The following is a 23,711-nucleotide window of genomic DNA, read 5'->3' on the forward strand; positions in this document are numbered from 1 at the left end:
GCGGCCTCAACTATTGTCAGTTTTCTTCGTCTCATCGATCTCGACCTTGGTGCCGTTCTCTAGGCCGTAATATCCGTCCACCACCACTTGCTGCCCCGGCGTCAATCCGCTCTCGACCAGGACCCGGCCGCGGGAGATTTGCCCCGCGGTGATGCCGACGGCCTTCACCGTATGGTCCTTCTGCACCATCCAGACAAAGTCACCGCGGGGCCCGTGACGCAGGCCGGCGAACGGGATCGTCATGGCATCGGGCTTATTGTCGACAGTGATGCGCCCGTTCACGAAGTCGCCGGGCCACAGCTTCGATCGCTTATTGGGAAAGGTCGCCTTGACCTTGATGGTGCCGGATGCCGGATCGACGTAATTGTCGACGATCTCTACCGTCCCCTGATCGAGCTCAGTCTGGTTGTCCTGCGCGAAGGCGGTCACGGAAGCGTCAACCCGGCCGATCTCGAGCTTAGTCTTCGCCAGCGCCCCGGCGGGAAGGGTGAAGATCACCGAGATCGGCTGCAACTGCACGATCACGGCGATCGGCTTTGCGTCGCTCGCGCGCACTACATTACCTTGGTCGATCAGGCGAATACCGATGCGCCCGCTAATCGGGGCGCGGATGGTGGTGTATTCGAGTTGCGACTTCGCGTACTCGATCAGGGCCTTGTCGTTTCTGACCTGCGCCCGGTTCTGTTCGACCAGTGCGCGTTGCTGGTCAACCTGCTGCTGGGTCGCGAAACTCTTCTGCAGGAGCGTGTCGTACCGCGTCATGTCGAGCAGCGCGCCGGCAAGAACGGCCTCGTCCTTCTGAAGCATCGCCAACTGCTGGTCGAGTTGTGCCTGAAACGGACGGGCATCGATAATCACCAGCGGATCGCCCTTAGCGACGTCCTGCCCCTCGTTGAACAACACCTGCACGATGTGGCCATCAACCCGGGTCGTGACCGCAACCGAATTGTAACCCTGCACCGTCCCGATGCCCGTCAGGAATATCTGGAAGTTCTCTTTCGCGACGGCGGCCACGCGGACTTGAGCCAGCGGTCGTTGCAGTGCTGTTGCGGCCGGCACGGCAAGCCACCGCGTCAGGCCGGCGCGCGACAGTAATGCCGCTAAGTCCCATCCCGCGTTTCTGAGAAAGAAGCCGCCAGTCAGGACGACCGCGGCGATCAGCAGGAGAACCGGAATGCCCCATCTGCGGCGGCGGCGGATTTGGGCGAGTTCTGAATTTTGAGAGATCGCGTCCAGGGTAGACTCCCAAATCTATGCACACGCTTCAGTCGTATCGTAACTTACCCACAATTCGCGAGCAAGCAGAGCGGCAAGGACATTGGCGAGCCGCATCTTTCGTTCAGATCGTTACCCGGCGTCAACGATAGCGGATTCCATGTCGCGCGATCCGACACGCGTCGATCCCGCCGGCTCGCCTCGGCTGTACTGCTCCGGCCATTGATGCACCGATCCCGATCCTTCGCAGAGGTCGTCGAGAATTTTCTGCACGTAGACGGCCTGGTCGAGCCGGGCGATCTCGTCCGACATACCACCGTCGAGTTCGTTGAGAATGCAGGTGAGCAGGCGACAGATCTTGCTGATGCCGAGTTCCTTCCGCGGAAGGTCCGTATCGTTGACCGCAAAGGCTGCGTGGGGGGTGAGGATGCCGGGCGCCGCGTCGAAACTCCAGATTTCCAGACTGTCGAAGTCCCACTGCGGTTCGTCGAATCTGAGCTCGGCGACATAGCGGATCGGCCCATTGCGCGCGCCGAAATACAGGATCACCCGCCGGTCACGACGGCTCCAGAGATAAGAGCAGGAGCCACTGACCAATGCCCTGTCCCCGAAATTCAGGGTCATGGAGACGGAGTCTGGGACCACGACACGGTCGCGGGTAAAGCCCGAGAGAATGGTCGCGGCGTTCACAACTGCGTAATCCGTGCCCACCTCGATACCCGCGACGTAGAGGACCAAGTCGAGCGGATGCGACAATTCGGAGAAGATTCCCATGGTCGGGCGAGCATCGTTGATTCGCTGCTTGGACCAGTTGAACAAGGCCCGCTTCATGCACAGGTCGTGACTCCTTATCCAGTGCCTGAGCCGGCTCACGACGGGGCTGTACCGCTCGACGAAATTCACCGCGACCGACATGTTCTCGAACTGATTGGCGATGATGTCGGCCTGGTCCAGTGTTTCCGCTATCGGCTTCTCGCAGACGATACGCTTAATCCGCGCGGCATGCTTGTGGAGCTTACGAAAGACGTCGAAGTGAGTCCGATCGCTGGTGCATATAAAGACGATATCGAACGAGTGGCGTTCGAGCACCTCATCCAGGCATATCGACCTCAGGACGCCATCGGACGAACCATGGACGAGTTTGCCCGGATCGATGTCGACGATGCACCGCACGTTGATGCGATTCCTGTAGCTGCCGAGCCGGCAAGCTTGGAGGAAGCGGCGACCGGACTCGCCAAATCCCACGATCAGAGCTGAATAGACGTCCACCATATCCCCCTTCCGGTGTGGGGCCCGCTGCACCGTGCCGGCGAGCTTACCGATTTCCAGCCGTTCATTCCCCTTGACCCGCCTCGCTAGACATGAAATGCGGCAAGCTTGTCCGCTGCGGCCGCCAATAAACGCTCGATGAACGTCGGGAGGACACGCTTGGCGCCCTTGGGCGGCAGCACCGCCTCGATCAGGACGAGCTTCTCACCGGCGGCCGCGGCGTCAAGCGCCACGCGCAATTGCTTGCGCGCCAGACATCGCACGTAGTCGATTTTGAACGTTCGCGCGACGCCCTCGAAGTCGATCGACATGCTGTTGCGCACCAGCTTTGGATACTCGTCGACAGCATCGAGCGGAATCAGATCGAACAGACCTGCGCCTGAATTGTTCAGGATCACGATGGCGCCCTTCAGGCGGTTGTGGATGCAGGCTTCCAGGGCGGACAGGTCGTGCAACGCCGCGAGGTCGCCGATCACCAGCAATCCCGGCTCGCCGCACGCGACGAGCTCACCGAGAAACGTGCCTATCGTGCCATCGATCCCTGACACACCGCGATTGGCCATGACGATCCGGCCGTCCGAGGTCGGACCGATCACAAAGTTCAAGAGGCGGATCGCCAGCGAATTGGCGACATGCAGCAGACGGAATCCGGTAGAGTTCGCCGTTTCCATCGCGACCTGCAATTCCGACCAGCCACTCGCGGTCACCTGCGCCTCCAGATGGTGGCGGATCGCCTCGGCTGCACCGAGCCAGCTCTCAGCCCATACTTTAGCGCCCGCCCCGAGCATGTCGCAGACGACTTGCATGGCCGCGTCGTCAGGGCAGATGAGCTGCTCGAAGTTGCGCGCGAGAAAATCGGCTTTGACCGGACGCCGGCCGATCCGGAGCACCCGCGCCGAACGTTGCAGGTAACTTTGCATCCTCTCGGAGACCGGCGCGGAACCAACCCGCACGATGAGGTCGGGCGCAGGCAATTGTGGCAGCAACGCGATGAAATCGCCGCAGGTCACGACCCCTGGAATTCCAAGTGACCGCGCCGAACCCGGTGCATCGGCGAGCACCGGGAATCCCGTCCGTTGCGCCAAAGTTCTGAGTTGCTCCTTCTCCAGACATAAATCCCATTCCGGCCCGCAAACGATCAGTCCTCGCAGGCTCGGGCGCGGGGCGAGCTTCTCCATAGCGGCATGCGCCTGCGCCGCCCCAGAACGTTCAAGCACGGAGGCATCGATGGTTCGCATCGCGAGGGCACGAGGCTGCTCGTTAGCCGGATCGATCCTGGGCGGCCCCGCTTCCGTCGAGCAGACCACGCCGATCAAGGGCACGTTGATCTGCACAGGACCACGGTTCGGGCCCGCCGCCACGAACTTGCGCAGATCCATCACGGCACTTTCCAGATCCTGCCGCGTCGCCGCCTCGTGGGTCGGATCGTCGAGATCGAGAACTGCCTTCAGCAGCGGCGCGCAAAACGCGACTTGCTCCGTGGTCTGCAGCAGGCCGGCACCGCGCAAACTCTTTGGTCGATCGCAAGTCAGCAACACCAGCGGAATGCCAACAGCCTCCGCCTCGGTCAGCGCCGGCACGATATTGGCGACCGCGCTTCCGGATGTCGTGCAGATCGCAACCGGGTTGCCCGTCAGCCGCGACAGTCCCAGCGCAAAGAAGGACGCACTGCGTTCGTCGGTCTGCACGAAGCGCCGCAGTCCATCCACTTCGCCGAGCGCGAAGACCATGGCGGCCGAACGGCCACCGGGACAGATCACGACGTCCCGGACTCCGAGCCGGAGGATCGCCGCCACAATCGTGCGGCACCACTCGACGTTCAGCGCGAGCGTCGTCCCGACAAGCGCAGGCCTTACCGTTTCAGGATGTCCTGAATCGGGCGAGGCAGCGGCGGAAGATGCGCCTCCCATCCTCGACCCCTCTCGGGTAACGGAAACTCCGGAATGCATCTGCGAACCTCATTCGTAAACTCGATTGCCATCTTGCCGCACTGGACCACCTGCGTCGAGACGAGCTGCCACATCGCATGCTTGAACTGCTCGCGATCGATCGCCCGTGCTGTCGTGATAATTCGGTCGGCAAGGTCCGGCGCATCGGCTCCGATCAGCGCGCCGCCGGCGCCGCATGACGACAGCAGATTGGCGATGCGCTCGTCGGTGGCGACCCCGATCAGCGGCTTGCCGGCCGGTGCGGCAGCCACGAGCGCGTGGAATCGCGAGCTGATGAGCAGCCCGGCCTCCCTCAGGATCGCCACGACAACGCCGATGGCATGGGTATGTCCAGAAACGATCTGGGCGGGACGATCGAGCCGGAGATTGAGATCCTCGCATGCGGTCGCGTCGATCGGCTCCATCGCAACAATCAGCGGACTGTACCCTTGTTCCTTCGCGATTCTGTTCACCGCCCGCGCAAGTCCCTCGATATAGGCAGTGTACTTCCGCTTGCGTGCATCGTCGTAGGTGTGGAAGAACATCCCGCCATATCTGGGCGCGCCGGCAGAGCTACCGTCGCGCGCCGCTCCGGCCCGCCGTGGATTCGGCCGTACCGGCCACCAAAACGGATTGACCGGGCAGACCGCGAGAACCGGGCTTGCAGTGTCGTAGCCCAACGCCCCCAGTCGCGATCGCGCTTGCTCGGGCGACGCGGCCTGGCAGGTCCATGCCGTGTCAGCGCCGAGCACCGCCCGAAGACCAAGTTTCGTCGCAGCGGCGGTCGACTCGCCATTGCGGCAAAGCAGCAGCGAGCCCGGCAGCCACTTGCGGACGAAGCCCTCCAGCACGGGCTCCATCCAGGCCACCTCCGCGCCATAGCCGACCGACAACCGGCCCGAGGCGACGCCTGCGCCGAGCGCTCCCGCCATGATCCCGGAGAGAACATTCGAGAAGGAGGATTTGAGCATCGAGCCTTCGCAAGCCACCACCGCATCGTGGGCCAGTGCGAAGTCGACAACCGAGCGCGGTATGGGGCCATCGAGGGTCAGCAGCTTCGCCTGCGATGCAAGATAGGGAGGCGTGTGCGGCCCGTTGAGGATCGTCGCGAACGCGACGTTCGTCCCGAGCAGATGCCGGAGCTGACGGATCATTTCGATGGTCCGCATGTCCGCGCCGACATTTCCTGCGCCAACATATCCAGCCAACAGGATCTGCAGCGCCCGGCCTGGCTTCCAGCCCGATGTTGGCCGAGCGGCCGCGTCGTGTATCAAGCCGTCGAGATGATCGAAGAAGACCTCTTCGGGATCCGGCTCTGCTCGCAGGACGGGCACGTCTCGCACGGCATCGTTCGACAATGGAGACATGCCTCTGTGACCCTCAGCCACCTATCTGAACCGGCAGCTTCGTATAGCCCCTGACGAAGGCGGAATGGACGCGTTCGGGACGCCCCACCAAAGCGACTTCAGGAAGAATGTTTAGCATCTCTTCCCAGAGGATCTTAAGCTGCAGCTCGCCGAGCCGCTCCCCCACGCAGCGGTGAACACCCGATCCGAACGACAAATGGCGTCGCGGATGAGCACGGTCAACAATGAACTGGTTGGCGTTCCTGATCATGCTCTCGTCCCGGTTCGCCGACACGTACCAGAGCACAACCTTCTCACCCTTGCGGATTCGGTTGCCGTAGAGCAGACAGTCGCGCGTCGCGGTCCGCCGCATATGTGCAAGTGGGGTCTGCCAGCGGATCATCTCGGGAACGGCGCTCGCAACCAGATTGGGATCGGCGCGCAGCTTGCGGTACTCGTCGGGAAATTTCGATATAGCGTCGATCCCGCCGCTGATGGTGTTTCGGATCGTGTCGCTGCCGCCCACGATGAGCAATACGATGTTGCCGAGAAATTCCATCGGATCGATGGTGCGGGTCGCGGCCGAATTGGCCATCAGCGAGATCATATCCGTGCGCCCCTCGCTATCCACACGCTCCCGCCAGAGCTGGCGAAAGCAGGTTAGGCAATCGAGAAGCTCTGCTTCGCGCTTCTTCTCAGTCTCTGCACCGGGCTCGCCGGGCATGGCGGTCGCGACGTCAGACCACCACGCGAGCCTACGCCTTTCTTCCCAGGGAAAGTCGAAGAGCGTGGCAAGCAACTGTGTCGTCAGTTCCACCGAGACGTGATCGACCCAGTCAAAGGTTTCGTTGCGCGGTAGATCCTGCAGCACTTTTCGCGTTTGTTGGCGCAGCTGTCCTTCGAGCTGGTTCAAGTTGGCGTGCGACATGACCGGTTTGATCACGCCGCGCTGCGCGGTGTGCTTGGGAGGATCCGCAGCAATGAACATCGGCAGACGAAACTGTGCCGACTGATCGTAGATGGTGATGCCGCCGTGCGAGGCGTCGGAGGAGAACGTTAAATGATCGGCCTCGACGTCGATGATGTCTTGATAGCATGTGACGGACCAGTAAGGACCGTACAGGCTTCCCCTGCTGTAGTGGATCGGCGCCTCTCGCCTCAAACGTTCGAAATAGGGGAAGATGGCGTCTGCCTGGAACAGGTCCGGCCGCCCGACGTCAATTTCCTCGATCGGCATCGACCAGACATCGTCACGTGTGATCGCCCGCTGAGATATCGCCATGTTGAATCGACGCCAAATTTCAAGAAACGGCTGGACCGCTCATTGCCGCAATGCCACCTGCCGCGACCATTAGCACGCCAGCCTGACCGCGACCTGACAGTCGCGCCTTGCATGTGCATCCATCATCACAATCGTCTCGATGGAAGTGTCGTGTCCGGTTTCACACCGAGATGCATGCACTGCGACGAAGCCGGTCCACATTGGCCAGTGCCGCCACCAAAAAGAAATGTCCGCGCCGATCGACGCGGACACAAGAGGTAGGTTGTTCGCCGCAGCGTGTCGAACGCGCTAGCCTTGCATCTGAAGGCGAAGGCTCAGCGGTCGCATATCGGTCCAGGTTTTTTCGATGTAATCTAGGCACTGCGGCTTAGTGCCCTCCTCGCCGACGGCATCCCAGCCCTTCGGCAACCCCTTGGTCTTAGGCCAGATGGAATATTGCTCTTCACCGTTCCTGACCACCAAATAGATGCGGTCGTCTTCACGATCCTCGACTGTCATGGCCCTCTCTCCTCGGTTTCATTGACCAAACGCCGCGAGCACGCGGGGCTTGTTTATCCAATATAACGCATCTAAAGGTTTATTCCAACGATCGACACCCAGCGTATGACGATTGCGCGAAGCGCCCTGACGCATGCGCCTCGACATGGTAGCCGCGATACCAGCGTACGAATTTCGCAATGCCTTCTTCGATCGGAGTCGACGGTTGAAAGCCGATGTCCCGCATCAGATCGTCCACATCCGCGAATGTTGCCGGCACGTCGCCGTCTTCCATGGGAACGAGCTCGCACCTTGCGCTGCGTCCGAGCTCCCGTTCTAGCACGGCAACGACATGCGTGAGGTCTTCCGGCCTGTTGTTGCCGATGTTGTAGATACGCCATGGCGCAGCGCTTGAACCCAAATTCGGGCTGTCGGTGGCCGACGCATTAGGCACCGCCGGTCGATCCGCCAGCCGCACGATCGCTTCGACGATATCGTCAACATAGGTGAAGTCGCGGCGCATCTTGCCGTGGTTGAAGAGCTTGATCGGCCTTCCTTCGAGGATCGCCCTGGTGAAGATGTACATCGCCATATCCGGTCGTCCCCAGGGGCCGTAGACCGTGAAAAAGCGCAGCCCCGTGGTCGGCAGGCCGAACAGATGGCTGTACGCATGCGCCATCAGTTCGTTCGACTTCTTCGTCGCGGCGTAGAGACTGACGGGATGGTCAACGCTGTCCCGGACCGAGAACGGAAGCTTCGTGTTGGCTCCGTACACCGACGATGACGACGCATAGAGCAGATGCTCGCAGCCGTGGTGGCGGCAGGCTTCCAGCACATTGGCAAATCCCTGAAGATTGGAGGAAATATAGGCCTGCGGATTCTGAAGCGAATAGCGTACGCCTGCCTGGGCGGCGAGATGGATCACGACCGGAAAGCGCTCCTCAGCGAAAACGCGCTTCAGACCAGACTCGTCTGCCAGTTCCTGCCGCACGAATCTGAAATGCGGCTGCTCGCGCAGGATCGCAAGCCGCGCCTCCTTCAACGACGGATCGTAATAGTCGTTGAGATTGTCCAGGCCGACGACGGGCCGCCCCAACTGCAGCAGCCGCCTGGCGACGTGAAAGCCGATAAAGCCGGCCGCGCCGGTCAGCAGCACGGAACCTTCCTTCATTTCCGCCTCGTCCCCATCATCTACAGGCGCCACAGCTCGATGCCAGGCGGTATCATCAGGCGATCCAGCCTGGTCTTGATATCGAGAACGAGGCCGTTGCCGTCACCCAGCAGCCGCTGGATGAACATCCACCCGCCCCTCAGGTAGTATTGATGCGGCACGGCCAGGATCACCGCGTGAGCCGGACGAAGCTCGTCTGCATCCGTCAGCGTCAGGCCGTATTCCTCCTTCGCCCGCTCCGCCGACGCGTGCGGATCATGCATTTGAACCTCGAGCCCGAACGACTGGAGCTCCCGGATGATGTCGACGACGCGCGAATTGCGCAGGTCGGGCACGTTCTCCTTGAACGTCAGGCCGAGCACGGTCACCAGGCCGCCGTGCACCTTGCGCTTCAGAAGACCCCGGATGCATTCGCGAGCAACATGCTGGCCCATGCTGTCATTGGTGCGCCGGCCGGCGAGAATGACTTCCGGATGGTAGCCTGCGCGCTGCGCCCGGCTGGTCAGATAGTAGGGATCGACGCCGATGCAGTGGCCGCCAACCAGCCCGGGCTCGAACGGCAGGAAGTTCCATTTCGTGCTCGCCGCGGCCAGCACGTCGGCCGTATCGATGTTCAACGCGCGGAAGATCAGCGCCAACTCGTTCATGAATGCGATATTGAGGTCGCGTTGGGTGTTCTCGATCACCTTGGCCGCCTCGGCCACCTTGATCGACGGCGCGCGATGAATGCCCGCAGTGACGACCGAGCCGTAGACGTTGGCCACAATATCGAGAGTCTGGCTGTCCTGCGCCGATACCACCTTAACGATAGTTTCGAACCGGTGATGCTGATCTCCCGGATTGATCCGCTCCGGCGAATAGGCGACCTTGAAATCGGACCCCGCGCGCAGACCGGACACGCTTTCGAGCACTGGCACGCACTCTTCCTCGATGGCTCCCGGATACACCGTCGATTCATAGACGACGATGTCGCCGCGCTTCAGCGCCCGCCCGACCGAACGCGACGCCGCCAACATCGCTCCCAGATCCGGATTCCGCGCGGAATCGATAGGCGTCGGCACCGTCACCACGAAGAAGTCGACGTCGGCGAAGTGGGCGGGATCGTCGGTGAACATCAATGCGGGATTGCACAACTCGTCGGCGTCGACCTCGTTGGTGCGATCAGCGCCCCGGAGCAGCTCGGCAATGCGATCCCGATCGATGTCGAAAGCGACGACCCGCCTTGCACCCCGCGCGAAGGCGACCGCGACCGGCAAACCGACATAGCCGAGCCCGATCACGGCAATTCGCCGGTGGTCGGACAATGAACGTTCCGGATAGGAAACACCGAGAGACGTCGCCGCCTCCAGCGCGCCCCATTCGGCGACGCGCTCCCGCAGCGCGGGGCCTGCGCTGCCGTCGTCGAGGTTCGCGTAGATCATCCCGTTGTCCGCCGAGGCCATTGTTGGTGATCCAGGTTTCAGGGCAGCGTTCAGAGAAGGGCCCGTGTCGAAATCCGCACAACAGCGTCCTCGCCTACATGCGAAACGTGCGCGCGATCAGTTTTCGACGGGGGTTTTGCAGTCAGAGTGTGACAGTGGCTTCAATCGTGCGGAACGCCACGAGTATAGCTTCAGCTAGATCGGGGCGCGAGAGGACGTTTGCGCTGGTCAAAATCTCTCTCACCATCTGAAATTTCTCCGTTGGCAATGCGCTCGCAAGCACGCGTGCAACGAACAAGATGCCTTCATTTTCAATAGATTCGTTCGTCACTGACACATCGATGCTGACGGGCGGCAGGACTCGATTGCCGGGCTTCGCGCTTTGCTCTTCCTGAATCTTCCGTAATTCCGACCTGACCTTCGTCAGCGTCAGACGCTCGCCCGCTTCGACGCGCCGAACCACTTCGTCGACGTAGTTCGGCGGCGTGCTCGCCGCGGACAGAATGTAGAGTAGCCCGGGCGGCAAACGCGCGACGGTGGCGCTTTTGTTGGCCGCCCATTCGGCGGCGTGCATGTAGGACTGCGCAGTTCGTGGATTTATTCCGGCCTCTCGCTCGACCCATTCGAGAAACGCGCCGTGCGGCAGATAGCGCTTCGCGCTCAAGAGGTCCTTTCCGATTTGGATGATTGACTTGGAGATGTACTGCCTGAGGCGTACGGCGTGCCCTTTTAGGTACCGCGCCACGTCTGGATTTACAGTTGCGTAATCAAATCCATCAGCATCAACAAGTGAACAGGGCAATCGCACGAGCGCATTAGAGCCTGGCATGGCAGCTTCCCGAGTGAACTTATGCGACTATGGTAGCATCACGTTTCGCTCACGCAACTCGATTCTAGCGATACAATTTGTGAGTGTAGACGCTTTTTTGGTCGTCGAAATTCGTGAAGTTGTCTTACACTCCTTCCAGAATGACGGGTGATGGTCGCACAACGCGATCAAGTCCGGCGAACCTGGAGAGAGGGAGAGATGCTTGTGCAAGGGCTCGGCCAACTCAGGCAGTTGGGCTATGTCGTTCGGGATATTCACGCAGCGATGGATCATTGGACGCGCAGGCTTGGAGTCGGCCCCTTCTTTTATTTCGAGAGAGCTCCCGTTCTAGACTTCCATTATCGAAACGAGCCGTCGCGCGCTGCTGCGAGCGGAGCTTTCAGCAATCTCGGCGCGGTGCAGATCGAGCTGATTCAGCCTCTGGACGATCATCCTTCGGTCTTCAACGACTTTCTCAATTCGGGACTTGAGGGTCTTCAGCATTTCGCCTTCTGGACCCAGGAATTCGACGCCTGCGTGGAGCGTTTCGCAGCGCAAGGCGCCGCGATAGTGCAGCAGGGATACACCGGGAACCGAAACGGCCGCTTCGCTTATTTCGAGACAGAGGCGCATCCGGGCACGATGATCGAGATTTCCGAGGTTCAGGACAAGAAGGCCGAATTGTTCGAACGCGTCGCTGAAGCAAGCCGGCGCTGGGACGGCAGCGACCCCGTGCGTTCCCTCTCGACGCCCTAGGGAACAACGACGCGATGCGGCCGGACATGGTCCGCAAGATTTGGGCAGACTCGCGTTTACCCCAACTCTTGGTTCCAACATGGCGAACACCAACGGCCGGGATGCAAGGAGAGTAGAGAGTGAAGGAGCCTTCGAGCCTGGACGGTCCGTTAGAGCAGATGAACAGGGGCCGGCGCGCGATCACGACGATGCACGCCGATCATAATTGGCAGGATCTGATCTGGTACGAGGCTCCGCGCGAAAATCCCGACCTGCCCGAGGTCTACGTCTATACCGACAGGATCTCTTATGCTCCCGGAGAACATGTCTGCTTTCATGCCAGCGCGACCGCCGCCCACTGGCATCTTGAGATCTACAAGGACGGTCACAGGATGCGGCTGGTACACCGCACCGACCAGTTGCGGGGCGTCTTCACCGAAACGCCGAAGGATGCATACAAGTCTGGCTGCAATTGGCCGGTAGCATATCGCTGGCGATTGGACGACCTAACGCCTTCCGGCTTCTATCAAGTCAGAGCTATTTGTGCTCGGCCCGACGGCAGCGAGTTCGTTCAACATCACTTCTTTGTCGTCAGGCCGACGTCTCGCACGCGAAGCGGGCAGATACTGCATGTCCTGCCAACGGCGACCTGGACGGCATACAACGACTGGGGAGGCGCAAATCACTACATCGGCGTCGAGGGCTTGGAGCGAAACCAGCCGTCCCCGGTTCTCAGTCTGCACCGGCCGTGGACCCGTGGTATGGTGTGGGTGCCCGACGCGGCGCCGCGCTTTTGCACCCCTGTTCCGGCCCCGAACACGCCGCCCCGGTACGAGGCCAAGGAGTGGGCTTACGCCAACGGATTCGGCTTCTTTTACGCTTCATCTGGATGGGCCCAGTACGACCGGCACTTTGCTGTCTGGGCCGAGCGCGAAGGCTACGCCTTCGACACGATCACGCAGACCGACCTGCACTACCATCCGGAGCTGTTGTCCGACTACTCCTGCGTCGTCATCGTGGGGCATGACGAGTACTGGACCAGGGAGATGCGACTCGCGATGGAGGACTTTGTCGAGCTAGGCGGTCACTTGGCGCGGTTCGGCGCGAACTTCTATTGGCAAATTCGTCTGGAGGACGGCGGCGGGCGTCAGGTCTGCTACAAGACACGCGCCCATCTGGACGATCCCATTCGCGACACCTCCGAGAAGTATCTGCTGACCACAGCCTGGGAGGATCGCCGCATCAACTGGCCCGGCACGAGCACCGTCGGAGTCAACGGGCTGGGCGGCGTCTACGCGTCGTGGGGCGGCTTCGTAGCCCGTGGCGCGCGAGGGTTCACCGTCTACAGACCCGAACACTGGATCTTCGCTCGAACCGATCTTGGATATGGCGACCTGTTCGGCGCAGAAGCCCGCATCTTCGGCTACGAGGTTGACGGTGTCGACTATACGTTCCGCGATGGCCTGCCGTTTCCAACAGGCCGCGACGGCGCTCCCCTCGATATCGAAATCATCGCGATGTCGCCCGCGGTCAACGCTGAAACTGACGCCCTCGGCGTCACGTTCGCCCCTTACATCGGAAATCGGGAGCAGCACGATAAGGCCGCGATGGTGTTCGGGGAGGTGACGCCGGAAACACTCGCCAAGTCCCGTAACGGATCGGGCATGATTGTCTCCATGCACCGCGGACACGGGCAGATACTGACTGCCGCGAGCTGCGAGTGGGTGATGGGCCTGAAGCGAGGCTGCTTCTACACGGAGCAGATCACCAAGAACATATTGGATCGTTTTACCTCATGATATTGAAAGGGCCGACCTCTTTGACGCCTGATTGCGCGGCAGTGACGCCACGATTGATTAACATTCGCCTGCTTTGCTGGGATAGATCACCGCGTCGCGCCGTCGACGCCATTGCGCCTGGGGACAGACATCGTGGTAGACGGATCGAAGCGCCTCGTATCCCGGCGGACCGTGCTGGCGGGCATGGCTGCAAGTTCGATGGCTGGTGTGATGACACAGCACGCAGCAGCCGGTGAGGCCGCCGACGGCCCGCTTTTCCTGCCGTCGGGACCATCAGCCGATCTCTACGGCGAGGCGGAAGGTTACCCCATTGCCGACCCGGCCCTGTCGGTTCAACCGGGAAATCCGTTCGAGCCGAAATATCGCGTCGGCGCGTTCACGCATCTCGACGAAGTCTTCAAGACGCGCACGATCAGGCGCGCGGCTGCTCCATGGTCGTTCCGGCGCAGCGCCGCCGACATCAACTACTGGCACTTCGGTGACCGCTCCTCCGTGCGGGCCTACCTGGCGCGAAACCCGGTCACCAGCTTGATCATCACGAAGGACGATTGCATCCTGTTTGAGGGCTACCAGTATGGACGAACGGACACGAACCGCTTCGTGTCTCAGTCGATGGCGAAATCCATCACCGGCTTGCTGATCGGCATCGCGATCAGCGAAGGCAAGATCAGAAGCGTCGACGACACCACCGAGACTTATGTGCCGGGTTTCGCCGGCACCGAGTACGGCAAGACCCGGCTCCGTGATCTCCTGCACATGTCCTCAGGCGTCCAGTTCGGCGAGGAGGAGGACAACAGCCGCGACCTCAACCGGCTGTGGCGCACCATGGTGCAGGGCAACGGTCTGTTCACCCGCGGGACGATCAAGAGCATCATCCAGTTCAACAAGCGGATCGCGCCGGCGGGCACGCGGTTCTTCTACGCGAGCATCGAGCCGGACGTCCTCGGCGTAGTGCTGCGCTACGCCACCGGCAAAACGGCCTCAGCCTATTTGGAGGAGAAAGTCTGGTCGCAGATCGGCACCGAGAACGACGCGAGCTGGATGCTCGACAACGAAGGATTTGAGATAGGCCACGGTTTCTTCAATGCCGGCTCCCGCGACTACGCACGCCTCGGCCGCCTGCTCGCCCATGATGGCGCCTGGAACGGAAAGCAGGTGGTGGATAGACAGTGGTTGATGGACGCCACCACTGTGCGCGCCTCAGACGAGTATCTGTTGCCCGGGAAAGCCGGTCCGAACCTAGGCTACGGCTATCTACTTTGGCTGCTTCCCGGCACGCGGCGCCAATTTGCGCTGATCGGCGCCTATGGACAGGCTATTTGCGTAGACCCACCATCAAAGCTGGTCATGGTTCAGACGAGCGTGGAAAGCTCCAGCGAAATCTGGCCATTCTGGACCGCTTTAGTGCGACAATTCGGCAACGTTGATCCGTAATAACGTCCATTGTGATGCCGATAAGAATCCGGCACTGCCCCTTCGCCATCTCGGAGGGATCAGCGTCCGGGTTCGGATCTTCATCACTTCTTCGCAGTGGAGCGTTTGCACTCAGCGATAAGCCGCTCACGCCTCAGCGCCCCCGCAACAGAAACGAGATATCAAATTTTGTCCGAGATGCTCTCGGGTGCAGATCTCCTTTGGCGTTGCTAGTGCGATCGACAAAATTGAGGCCTTGAACAAATATCTTTTCAACTGACGCCAATGAACGTCTTGATTGGCAAGTTGGCTTGAGCAGCACGTCCGCGCTGTGAGGATTGCGATTCGGTTGATTACATGTGATAATACGCGCTACGGATGTTTTAGATGAACTACGGTAGCGCTTATGCAAACCGCCTTAGAGGTGCTCCGAAATACGCCGATTTGGGTTTTTGCGATCTTGGCATATCTGATCTGGCAAGGAGTAAGCGCGCTCGGTCAGCAGACACGATCCTTCAGCAGATGCTTGGCTCTCCCATTTGTCTTCCTATTCTGGGGGCTCTTTAGTATCGGCACACGTCTTGATGTCGGTTCGTGGTCCTCCAGAGCTTGGATCATGGCTTTTTTTGCATTCGCTTTCCTGGGATTTTACACTGGCGTCGGAAAATTCACTGTCGATTCCGAATCCGGATTTGTGACCAGCGCCGGGAGTCCAATCCCGCTCGTCCGAAATCTTGTGGCGTTTCTGGCCCAATATACTTACGCGATCGCCGTAGCCTTCAATGTGGATGGCAGCAGCTCTTTTTTCGCCGTCGATTACGCAGTCTCGGGCGCAGCAACAGGCTATTTCATTGGGTGGCTTATGGCGTTCATTGGCCGATACTGGGATCTTCGTAATCACAAGGCGTAAACCCGCGTCCGAAAAAATGGGGCCCACACCATGTCTGAGAACGTCTCACCGAGCATTCAAGAGTCTGAGCCCAGAAAACCGATAGGACGCAAGATCGAAAATCCTTCACAACAAACTGCGAGCGAAGAAACTTCGGCCGTTGCAATAACGCCGGACGGATGGGCCGCCCTGATGCGCGTCTTTCTTGCTCAACTCTGGCGTTTTCCACATTGACAATACGGTCACGAGAGAGCCCCCCTCGTTAGCTCCAATGAGCTGCTCAAGCCGTACTCGCGCGGCGTCGCGGGATCTGCGCCACCGCCTCCATGGAATTGAAGGGCGGTTTGATCTCGATGGTGACAATCTAAAGCGGCCACGTCGTACAAGCCGTGCGCTATGGCGCACGTGAAGTTATCCTCCTCGTCGGGCCTTTGAGCTGCTGCCGGTTTGATGAACACCGAGATTGGGTGTTTTATCAAGCCGGAGGTCGAGCGGGAGGCGAACAATTTCGCCAGGTCGATGGAATTGCAGCACGCTCTTGAGGTGTGAAGCCTGCTTAGCGGAAACCGCCACGCCGGTCTCGCTTGACAATCGCAATATTGCCGAGGATCGCATTGTCTTTAAGCGAGTAAAGCATTGCCGCATGTTGGGTTCTAAGTCCCAGTAACGATTTAACCTCGACGGCCAGAGCAAGTTTTTGTCCATCAGGCGAGAGTTGCCCGGACTCGATCTGACACTTTTTCGTATTAACAGCAGACGATACAGAAGGAAGGATGTCATCCCAACGATCTCGCACATCCATGGAGCGGCGCCTGCCGGCAAGAAGCTCCTCAACAGGCTGCAGACGGCGCGAAGGGTCCGACAGATACTGAAAATGAACGGAGAGCCCCAACAGGGCGCATGTCTTGAGATCATCCGGGTGGGTGGCGGCCCCACTCCATTGACAGCGCTTTGCTTCAATCGGAGCGCAGAACTTCCCGTAAGCCGATCGTATACCCTCCTCGTCCAGGAAAACGGCATCGGACAGGCTGCTTGCGACCAAATTCTCGGCCAAGACCCGCTTGCCGCTCACCGACGATGTCCGAAGCTCGCTGGGAAGCACACGCTTGCCTGTCACCGCACAGGGCTGAAGAACATCTGGTGCAACGATCTTCCCGGTCTTTGCGCATCGTTCGGCCTCGCGCGGGAGCAAGGCGCGTTTGGTTTCCTGGCAGCGAACGAATTCCCGGGCGTGTCCGCGCATGCCGGAGACTACTGAGGAAGCCTCTTGATCGAGACGATATGGTTTATCCGAAACCTCGCTTTTGCCAAGTCGCTCCGAAAGCACATCAGTCCTTGTAAAAGCGCATTGCCCGAAATAGGCAGGCTCACCCCTCTTGCCGGTAATGGCGCAGGTTTTTAGCAATGTCCGGTCGACGACTGCGTTCGTGATATCGGACATGCCACCTTCGTCAACGAGGATGGATTTCCCGGAAAGCGAACAGCGAAGGAGGTGCTCAGGCAATCCATAACGACCACTCACCTCCGAGCGCGCCAACCGGTGCTTTAGCGCGCGCACGCCCGACAGTTCACAGACGGCGAGACAGTCGGCAGGGACCTCCAACCGCGTCAGCGCACACGGCTCCAGCGCCGGCGCAGTGTCGATCCGGCCTTCGGAAGGCGTAATACCCAGGTCACTCTCATAAGAAGCTCCATCGAGCTGGTACTTTACTTTGAGATTTACCCGCCGGCTCACCCGGCCATCCAGAGCGACAAGTGCAGTGTCAGCCTGAGGCGTGAATTCATCTTCCAGCTTCTTTCGCTTGCGAGCATCTTTGCCAGCCGACCTCAGTTCGGCATCGCGCCGATCGAGATAGAACCGATTAAATTCGACGATGTTCGGATCGCGACAGGCTTCATCCAGGATAAGCCTTGGGCTGAGACCGGCGGCCGCGGGTTGCTGAAGTAGATCCGGCATGGCGTCCAGCGCAGCGGCCGGTTGGGTGTGCTCAACGGGATTGCAGGTGATCGTCACGATGCGCTCGTAACTGTCATGAGCCGTCGTCGCGCGTACACGGGCAACCGCGTTGCCTTCAAACCGGCGCTGCGCGCTTTGTATTATCACCTCAGACTTTACTCCCTTAAAGCCGGATACCCACTCGTCGACAAGCTCGTCTATCCGCTGCCTGGGTTCATGATCGATATCCTGAACTGCGTGAATACCGGTAGCCGTGACGCGATCAATGAGGCGAAGGAAGGCGGGACTGCCCGCCCTATAGAGCGGTACCTTTGCGTATTCTGGACCAGCATCCTCCTTGAGGCGCACGAGTTCGGGTCCACCTTTGCTCGCGACGCGCAAGACACCGGGGGCGATATCGCTGATGGCTCCGCCGAGTTTCTCAAAGGCCGCCCGTACGAAGGGCTCAAGCTCCATGGAAGGTCTGAACCTTTCGAGCGTCGGAGTCTGGGGGCCGACATAGCCATAGCCATCCGGTGAGCCCAACGTTTGCTCGATATTCTCTTTCTCTTCTTCGAGGGTCTTCTTTGCCGCTTCGATGCTGCGGGCGATTCTCTCGGCAGCAGCCTTCATATCGCGCCCGGCAAGCGCTGCGACTACAAGCTCGCGTATTTTTTCGTCGAACCCAGCACCCTCCTCACCGTCGCCGACGCCAGAAGCTTCAAGCAGAGATTCGATATCACCAATGGCATCTGTTGCCATCTGCAGCTTCGTCATCAGTCGGCCGACGATATATTCCTCAAATGTGCCGGCCAGCATGACGTTATAGATGATGACGTTCTTATGCTGAGAGCCGAGGCGTTGGACACGACCGATCCGCTGCTCGACGATCATTGGGTTCCAGGGCAGGTCGAAATTGATCAGCACGTTGGCAATCTGAAGATTGACGCCTTCCGAACCAGCTTCGGTTGAGACGATGGCGCGAATTTCAGGAGGATCGGTCCGGAAACGAGCGATAGTCTCCTGATTTCGTTGACCGGACGATCCGTTGATGATGCCGACCTTCAGGCCGAGCTCCTCCAGAAAGGCTTGAATCGTCGTCTGAGTTTCTCGCGGTCCGGTGAACACCACCATACGCCAGCCGGCAGGATTTTCCTGCTTAAGCATCGAAACAAGTTGGCGAAGCCCTTCGAGCTTCGCGCTCGTCTTCATGGGTGTGACGATAGCTTTGACAGTTGCCGCAAGTTCCTGCGGCACCGTCTCGTTGCGGGCCATGGTCTGGAGCTGCGCCATAAGTGCCTGCGGACTGCTCGTCAGCGCCTGGAGAATGCTTATTTGTGCGAGCCGGTTTAGCTTCTGGATCGGCTCGGCAATAGCGTCGATAAGGGCGAGCTCATCAGCGGACGGTGTGACCTTGTGCAGCTGAATCTTCCGCTCGGGAAAATCCAGATTGGCATCGCCCCGCCGTACGCGCGACATATAGCCATACACGATCCTTCGAAACTCCTCCCGCGCTTCGGGTTTCAGGACGCGCGCACTATCGCGCTTGTCGTCGATGAAACGACGGGCGAACATGCCTTCGTTACCGAAGGGGTTTTCGTGACCGCGCGCAACGGCGAGCAAATCGACCAGGGAATATAGGTCCCAGAGCCGGTTCTGGATCGGCGTGGCCGTCAGCATCAACACATAGCGAAAGCGGCGCTGCTGCAGAGCTTGATGAAAGACTTTTGCGACCTGCGGCGTGGGATCGACACCATAGAGATTGCGAAGCTTATGGGCTTCGTCCAGCACCAGCATGTCGAAGCGGTCGTCGGGAATCTTTTCCAGATGCGACCGCGCCGAATGATAGGTCGTGATTACGGCCCCTACGTCATCTGGTTCAGCCGAAACAAGTTTGCTTCCGGTGACAACCTCAGCGGGGATATCGAACTTCGCCCCAAGCTCGTCCTTCCACTGAGGGCCGAGCAATTTGGGAGCGACAATCAGGATCCTGGCAACGCGGTTCCGGGCGATAAGCTCGCTCGCTACGAGTCCCGCCGATATGGTTTTGCCGAGACCGACGTCGTCCGCGAGCAAGGTTACCGGGAGGCGCCGGCAAAAGGTAATGAGATTTTGGACCTGGTGATGAAAGGGATCGAGGCGTTCCTTCCAGCGGAATTCTGATTTGAAATCGTCTCGGCTTTCAATGACGATCGGATCGGTCAGCCCCCATTCGAGTGCAGCCCGATAGACGGAATAGTCTTCTGGCGACTTCGCGCGCCGCAAAATCCTGGTCTGTAGCTCCTGCGCCGACGCCATGGCACTTGCCCCCTTTTGCAACCACAGTGACGTCAGGCTCGGGCCACCGCAAGCCCTTCTTTCGCCAGATTTCCCAAAGACTTACGTGTGCACGCCCCAAGGGATTGTCCCTCGGCGACGGGCGCGGCCCGAGCTACCCGCCTGGTAACCCGTGGACCACTCAGCTTCTGGACCTCGTCCTCGCTTCGACCACGATGAGTGTCGCGCACCCCGCACAGATGCCCCAAGGATCTGCACAAGGTCACACACGGGCGAATGCGTAATGTTTCAAAACGGGCGCTTAAAGCCTTTCCGCACGTCGGCATCTATTTCGATTGTACGGAAATACCGGCGCGCACATCCCGTCATCCCAACTAAAGCGTGATCATCTGCGCCAGTTCAAGGAAACGACAGAACGCATTCGCCAGTTGCATCTGGCGTGGTGTTTTGCATTCGGCCTCAAAAATAGCCGGAGACGCGACCATGATTGCGAGACATTTAGCGCGGGAAATCGCAACGTTCAGACGATTGGCGCTGTAGAGAAATTCCATTCCGCGCGGCGCATCGGCGTACGCTGATGTAGCTAGAGAATAAATCGCGATAGCGGCCTCTTGCCCCTGGAATTTGTCGACGGTGCCGACGTGCGCACCGGGAATGCGCTGCTGAACTTCAAAGACCTGGGCGTTGTACGGAGCGATGATGATAATGTCGGAAAGCTCCAGCTCTTTCGTTTTGCCGTCCCGGTCTGTCCATTGCGTTCGTGAAGACAGCAAAGAGGTCACGATTCGCGCAACCTCTTCGGCCTCTTCAATCGAACTGGACTGATTGCCGGTGTGAGAAACCGGCACGTACCGCAGCCCCGTTCCGAGGAATACCCCTGTGGAGGTCACGTTCTGCTGCGCGCATTTGGGGACCGCATGCAGTTTGGTGTCGTAAAACAGCTCCGAATTAAAGGCAGTAATCGCCGGATGCATCCGCCAGGTCTCTTCAAGAAAGAGACCTTGATCGAGAACAATCGCCTGGCGACCGGCGAGGATGTGATGAAGCGCCGATACGCCAGTGCCGTCGGGATGCGATCCCTGCATGGGCTGGTCCAGTTGCTGGGGGTCGCCCAACAGAATGACCTGGGGAGCAGCCTGCGAAACGGCCAGAACGTTGGCTAGCGACATTTGCGCCGCTTCATCGACGAAGAGCACATCCACACTGTTCGCCACATCCTCACGCGCCCAGAAGAATGGCGTGCCGCCCAGGACAGCGATTTCGCCGCAGCTGATCGCCCCAATCGCCTTGGGATTATCAAGATAAGCATGTACGAGATCGGTCGCAGAGCGTTTGCCGAGCATCGATGCCCGGCCTGGACGGCCTGTCCCGCCGCCCGAGCTACCTCAACCGCCTTGTCGATCAGGTTGCGAATAACCTTATGGCTGTTAGCGGTGACGCCGACGCGCTTGCCGTCTTTGAGCAGACGACAAATCATGTGCGCCCCGGTGAAGGACTTCCCGGTACCGGTGGCCCCTGGATTGGCAGCACACCGCCTGCAAGCGCAGGAGTGATCCGAAGCGCGCCCTCAAGAGTGCTTTCGTGTTCGATATGCATCCGCTCAATTCGTATTTTGATAAGTCGAGCGACGTTCAACGCGCGACGACTTTCATCTGCCGTCGACCAAAACGAAACCAGCACAGAATTTCCAAATGCAAGGCAAGCGGAATTTTCAAATGCGCCGGAAATTCCGTCTTGAGAAAGGCCGTTTTCATAGCAAAATCAACGCATTGGCTTCTGGCTGGGGCGGGAGGGATCGAACCTCCGAATGGCGGAATCAAAATCCGCTGCCTTACCGCTTGGCTACGCCCCAACAGGTGACTGACGGACCGGCGGAAAATCGGACTACCGCGGATTCCCCTCAGGTGCTGCCGGTCTATAGGGAGCGGCGCGGCATTTCAACCGCCTGGAGGGGCAAAATACCACACGGGTCCACCAACCCGCCCCTTCTCACTTTAATATAGATGCAGCCGGGTTGCTCCGCTCCGGGCCGACGCCATCCCCCCATCTCCCGGCCCATTGAGACCGCTTTCGTTTCGTGGGAATACGGCGCCAATATTGTCCACGGGAGTGAACCATGACCTACCGCGCGCCGATCAATGACATGCTGCTGTCGCTCAACCATGGCGCCGGCCTCAAGGCTGCCGTGGAAGCCGGTCATTATGGCGATTTCGACGCCGACATCGCCGCGGCCGTGCTGGAGGAAGCCGGCAAGTTCGCAACTGACGTCCTGGCCCCGCTCAACAAGGTCGGCGACGAGCACGGCATCAAGCTTGACGACGGCAAGGTCACGACCGCACCGGGCTGGCCGGACGCCTACAAGCGCTGGACCGAAGGCGGCTGGAACGCGGTGTCCGGCCCCGAAGATTTCGGCGGCCAAGGCCTGCCGCTCGCGATCAATGCCGCCTGCACCGAGATCTGGAGCGCGGCCAACGTCGCCTTCGGCCTCTGCCCGCTGCTGACGGCCTCGGCGATGGAGGCGCTGGAGGCGCATGGCAGCGACGAGCTGAAGAAGATCTATCTCGAGAAGCTCGTCTCCGGCGAATGGACCGGCACGATGCAGCTCACCGAGCCGCAGGCCGGCTCCGACGTCGGCGCGCTGCGTACCCGTGCAGAGAAGCAGGCCGACGGCACCTATCGCATCAAGGGGACGAAGATCTTCATCACCTATGGCGAGCACGACATGACCGACAACATCGTGCATTTCGTGCTGGCGCGCCTGCCCGATGCGCCCTCCGGCACCAAGGGGATCTCGCTGTTCCTGGTGCCGAAGTTCATGGTGAATGCCGACGGATCGCTCGGCGCGCGCAACGATATCTTCGCCAGCGGCGTCGAGCACAAGCTCGGCATGCATGCGTCCCCGACCTGCACCATGACCATGGGCGATCATGGCGGCGCCATCGGCTTCTTGATCGGCGAAGAGAACCAGGGCATGCGCTGCATGTTCACGATGATGAACCAAGCCCGCCTTGGCGTCGGCCTGGAGGGCGTCGGCGTTGCCGACCGCGCCTATCAGCAGGCGCTGACCTACGCCCAGGAGCGCAAGCAGGGCCGCGCCGTCGGCAGCAAGGGCGATGGTTCGGACGCGATCTTCGTTCATCCCGACGTCAAGCGCATGCTGATGCGGATGCGGGCGCAGACCGCGGCCGCGCGTACCATCTGCTATGCGACGGCGGTCGCGATCGACGTCTCGACGCGCGCCAGGGATCCCAAGGTGCGGGCTGATGCCGCCGCGCGCGCGGCGCTGCTGACGCCGATGGCGAAAGGCTATTCCACCGACGTCGGCAACGAGGTCGCCTATCTCGGCGTGCAGATCCATGGCGGCATGGGCTTCATCGAGGAAACCGGCGCGGCGCAGCACTATCGCGATGCCCGCATCACCGCGATCTACGAGGGCACCAACGGCATCCAGGCGATCGACCTCGTCACCCGCAAGCTGGCGGCCAATGGCGGCGCTGCCGTGTGGGCGCTGCTCGATGAGCTCGCGGCCACCATCAAACAGGTCGAGGCCTCCAACGATCCCGCTTTCGGCACCGCGGGCGCGAAGCTGCGCGAGGCACTTGAGGCCTTGACGCGCACCAGCAAGTGGCTATTGGAGCGCGTTGCGTCCGCACCGAACGATGCGCTTGCAGGTGCGACGCCTTATCTGCAGCAGTTCGGCGCCACGCTCGGCGGCTGCCTGCTCGCCTCCGAGGCGCTCGCCGCC

At 60.2% G+C, this 23,711-nt stretch carries 17 protein-coding genes and 1 tRNA gene; 6 read left to right on the plus strand and 12 right to left on the minus strand.

All coding sequences use genetic code 11. From position 1 onward, the window contains the following. Positions 1-6: 6 nt before the first annotated feature. The 9 genes from MOV75_RS02495 to MOV75_RS02535 all read right to left on the minus strand — a co-directional run bounded on the left by MOV75_RS02495 (position 7) and on the right by MOV75_RS02535 (position 10,938). Entirely contained in the window at positions 7-1,059 is a 1,053-nt protein-coding gene (locus MOV75_RS02495; RefSeq protein WP_246917741.1) for an efflux RND transporter periplasmic adaptor subunit, read from the minus strand. Positions 1,060-1,347: 288 nt separating this feature from the next. Continuing rightward, positions 1,348-2,487: a Gfo/Idh/MocA family protein gene (locus MOV75_RS02500; protein ID WP_246917731.1), complete on the minus strand. Its 1,140-nt coding sequence runs from the start codon at positions 2,485-2,487 to the stop codon at positions 1,348-1,350. Positions 2,488-2,570: 83 nt separating this feature from the next. Beyond that, positions 2,571-4,433, minus strand: a complete 1,863-nt coding sequence (gene menD / locus MOV75_RS02505; protein WP_309486923.1) for a 2-succinyl-5-enolpyruvyl-6-hydroxy-3-cyclohexene-1-carboxylic-acid synthase — start codon at positions 4,431-4,433, stop codon at positions 2,571-2,573. After that, entirely contained in the window at positions 4,337-5,581 is a 1,245-nt protein-coding gene (locus MOV75_RS02510; protein WP_246917709.1) for a polysaccharide pyruvyl transferase family protein, read from the minus strand. Before MOV75_RS02510 ends, menD begins: the two co-directional genes overlap by 97 nt. A 211-nt stretch (positions 5,582-5,792) precedes the next feature. Continuing rightward, positions 5,793-6,995 (minus strand): cytochrome P450, encoded by a 1,203-nt coding sequence (locus tag MOV75_RS02515; RefSeq protein ID WP_246917707.1) that lies wholly within the window; start codon positions 6,993-6,995, stop codon positions 5,793-5,795. Positions 6,996-7,328: 333 nt separating this feature from the next. Further along, entirely contained in the window at positions 7,329-7,538 is a 210-nt protein-coding gene (locus tag MOV75_RS02520) for an MbtH family NRPS accessory protein (RefSeq protein ID WP_246917703.1), read from the minus strand. 79 nt (positions 7,539-7,617) lie between these two features. After that, positions 7,618-8,688: an NAD-dependent epimerase gene (locus tag MOV75_RS02525; protein WP_246917687.1), complete on the minus strand. Its 1,071-nt coding sequence runs from the start codon at positions 8,686-8,688 to the stop codon at positions 7,618-7,620. Between the two features lie 20 nt (positions 8,689-8,708). Then, the gene (locus MOV75_RS02530) at positions 8,709-9,992 is read right to left on the minus strand and encodes a nucleotide sugar dehydrogenase (RefSeq protein WP_246917775.1); all 1,284 of its coding nucleotides are present in this window, start codon (positions 9,990-9,992) and stop codon (positions 8,709-8,711) included. A gap of 259 nt (positions 9,993-10,251) precedes the next feature. Further along, positions 10,252-10,938 carry a DUF3102 domain-containing protein gene (locus MOV75_RS02535; RefSeq protein WP_246917682.1) on the minus strand — a complete coding sequence of 229 codons (687 nt, stop codon included), beginning with the start codon at positions 10,936-10,938 and terminating at the stop codon, positions 10,252-10,254. A 150-nt stretch (positions 10,939-11,088) separates the two neighbouring features. Between MOV75_RS02535 and MOV75_RS02540 the strand changes: the two genes are divergently transcribed. The 4 genes from MOV75_RS02540 (at position 11,089) to MOV75_RS02555 (ending at position 15,774) form a co-directional block, all read left to right on the plus strand. Next, positions 11,089-11,673 carry a VOC family protein gene (locus tag MOV75_RS02540; RefSeq protein WP_247004746.1) on the plus strand — a complete coding sequence of 195 codons (585 nt, stop codon included), beginning with the start codon at positions 11,089-11,091 and terminating at the stop codon, positions 11,671-11,673. A 119-nt stretch (positions 11,674-11,792) separates the two neighbouring features. After that, on the plus strand, positions 11,793-13,451 hold the full coding sequence (locus tag MOV75_RS02545; protein WP_246917679.1) for a N,N-dimethylformamidase beta subunit family domain-containing protein: 1,659 nt from the start codon (positions 11,793-11,795) through the stop codon (positions 13,449-13,451). Between the two features lie 171 nt (positions 13,452-13,622). Beyond that, the gene (locus tag MOV75_RS02550) at positions 13,623-14,885 is read left to right on the plus strand and encodes a serine hydrolase (RefSeq protein ID WP_246917676.1); all 1,263 of its coding nucleotides are present in this window, start codon (positions 13,623-13,625) and stop codon (positions 14,883-14,885) included. Between the two features lie 595 nt (positions 14,886-15,480). Continuing rightward, entirely contained in the window at positions 15,481-15,774 is a 294-nt protein-coding gene (locus tag MOV75_RS02555; protein WP_246917674.1) for a hypothetical protein, read from the plus strand. 535 nt (positions 15,775-16,309) lie between these two features. On the opposite strand, the gene MOV75_RS02560 is transcribed toward MOV75_RS02555, so the two are convergent. Continuing rightward, a complete protein-coding gene (locus MOV75_RS02560; protein ID WP_247004748.1) occupies positions 16,310-19,987 on the minus strand; it encodes a DEAD/DEAH box helicase in 3,678 nt (1,225 codons plus the stop codon). A gap of 353 nt (positions 19,988-20,340) precedes the next feature. Further along, on the minus strand, positions 20,341-21,309 hold the full coding sequence (locus MOV75_RS02565) for a DEAD/DEAH box helicase (protein WP_246917669.1): 969 nt from the start codon (positions 21,307-21,309) through the stop codon (positions 20,341-20,343). Between the two features lie 2 nt (positions 21,310-21,311). On the opposite strand from MOV75_RS02565, the gene MOV75_RS02570 reads away from it, so the two are divergent. Next, complete coding sequence (locus MOV75_RS02570) at positions 21,312-21,704, plus strand: hypothetical protein (RefSeq protein WP_246917666.1); 393 nt, start codon at positions 21,312-21,314, stop codon at positions 21,702-21,704. A 39-nt stretch (positions 21,705-21,743) separates the two neighbouring features. Here the strand turns inward: MOV75_RS02570 and MOV75_RS02575 are convergent. After that, positions 21,744-21,818 (minus strand) — tRNA-Gln (locus MOV75_RS02575). Between the two features lie 264 nt (positions 21,819-22,082). Here MOV75_RS02575 and MOV75_RS02580 point away from each other — a divergent pair. Further along, positions 22,083-23,711 (plus strand): acyl-CoA dehydrogenase (locus MOV75_RS02580; RefSeq protein ID WP_247004750.1); only part of this gene is annotated, 1,629 nt, incomplete at its 3' end.

This window comes from Bradyrhizobium sp. PRIMUS42 (assembly GCF_023006515.1).
Lineage (GTDB): Bacteria > Pseudomonadota > Alphaproteobacteria > Rhizobiales > Xanthobacteraceae > Bradyrhizobium.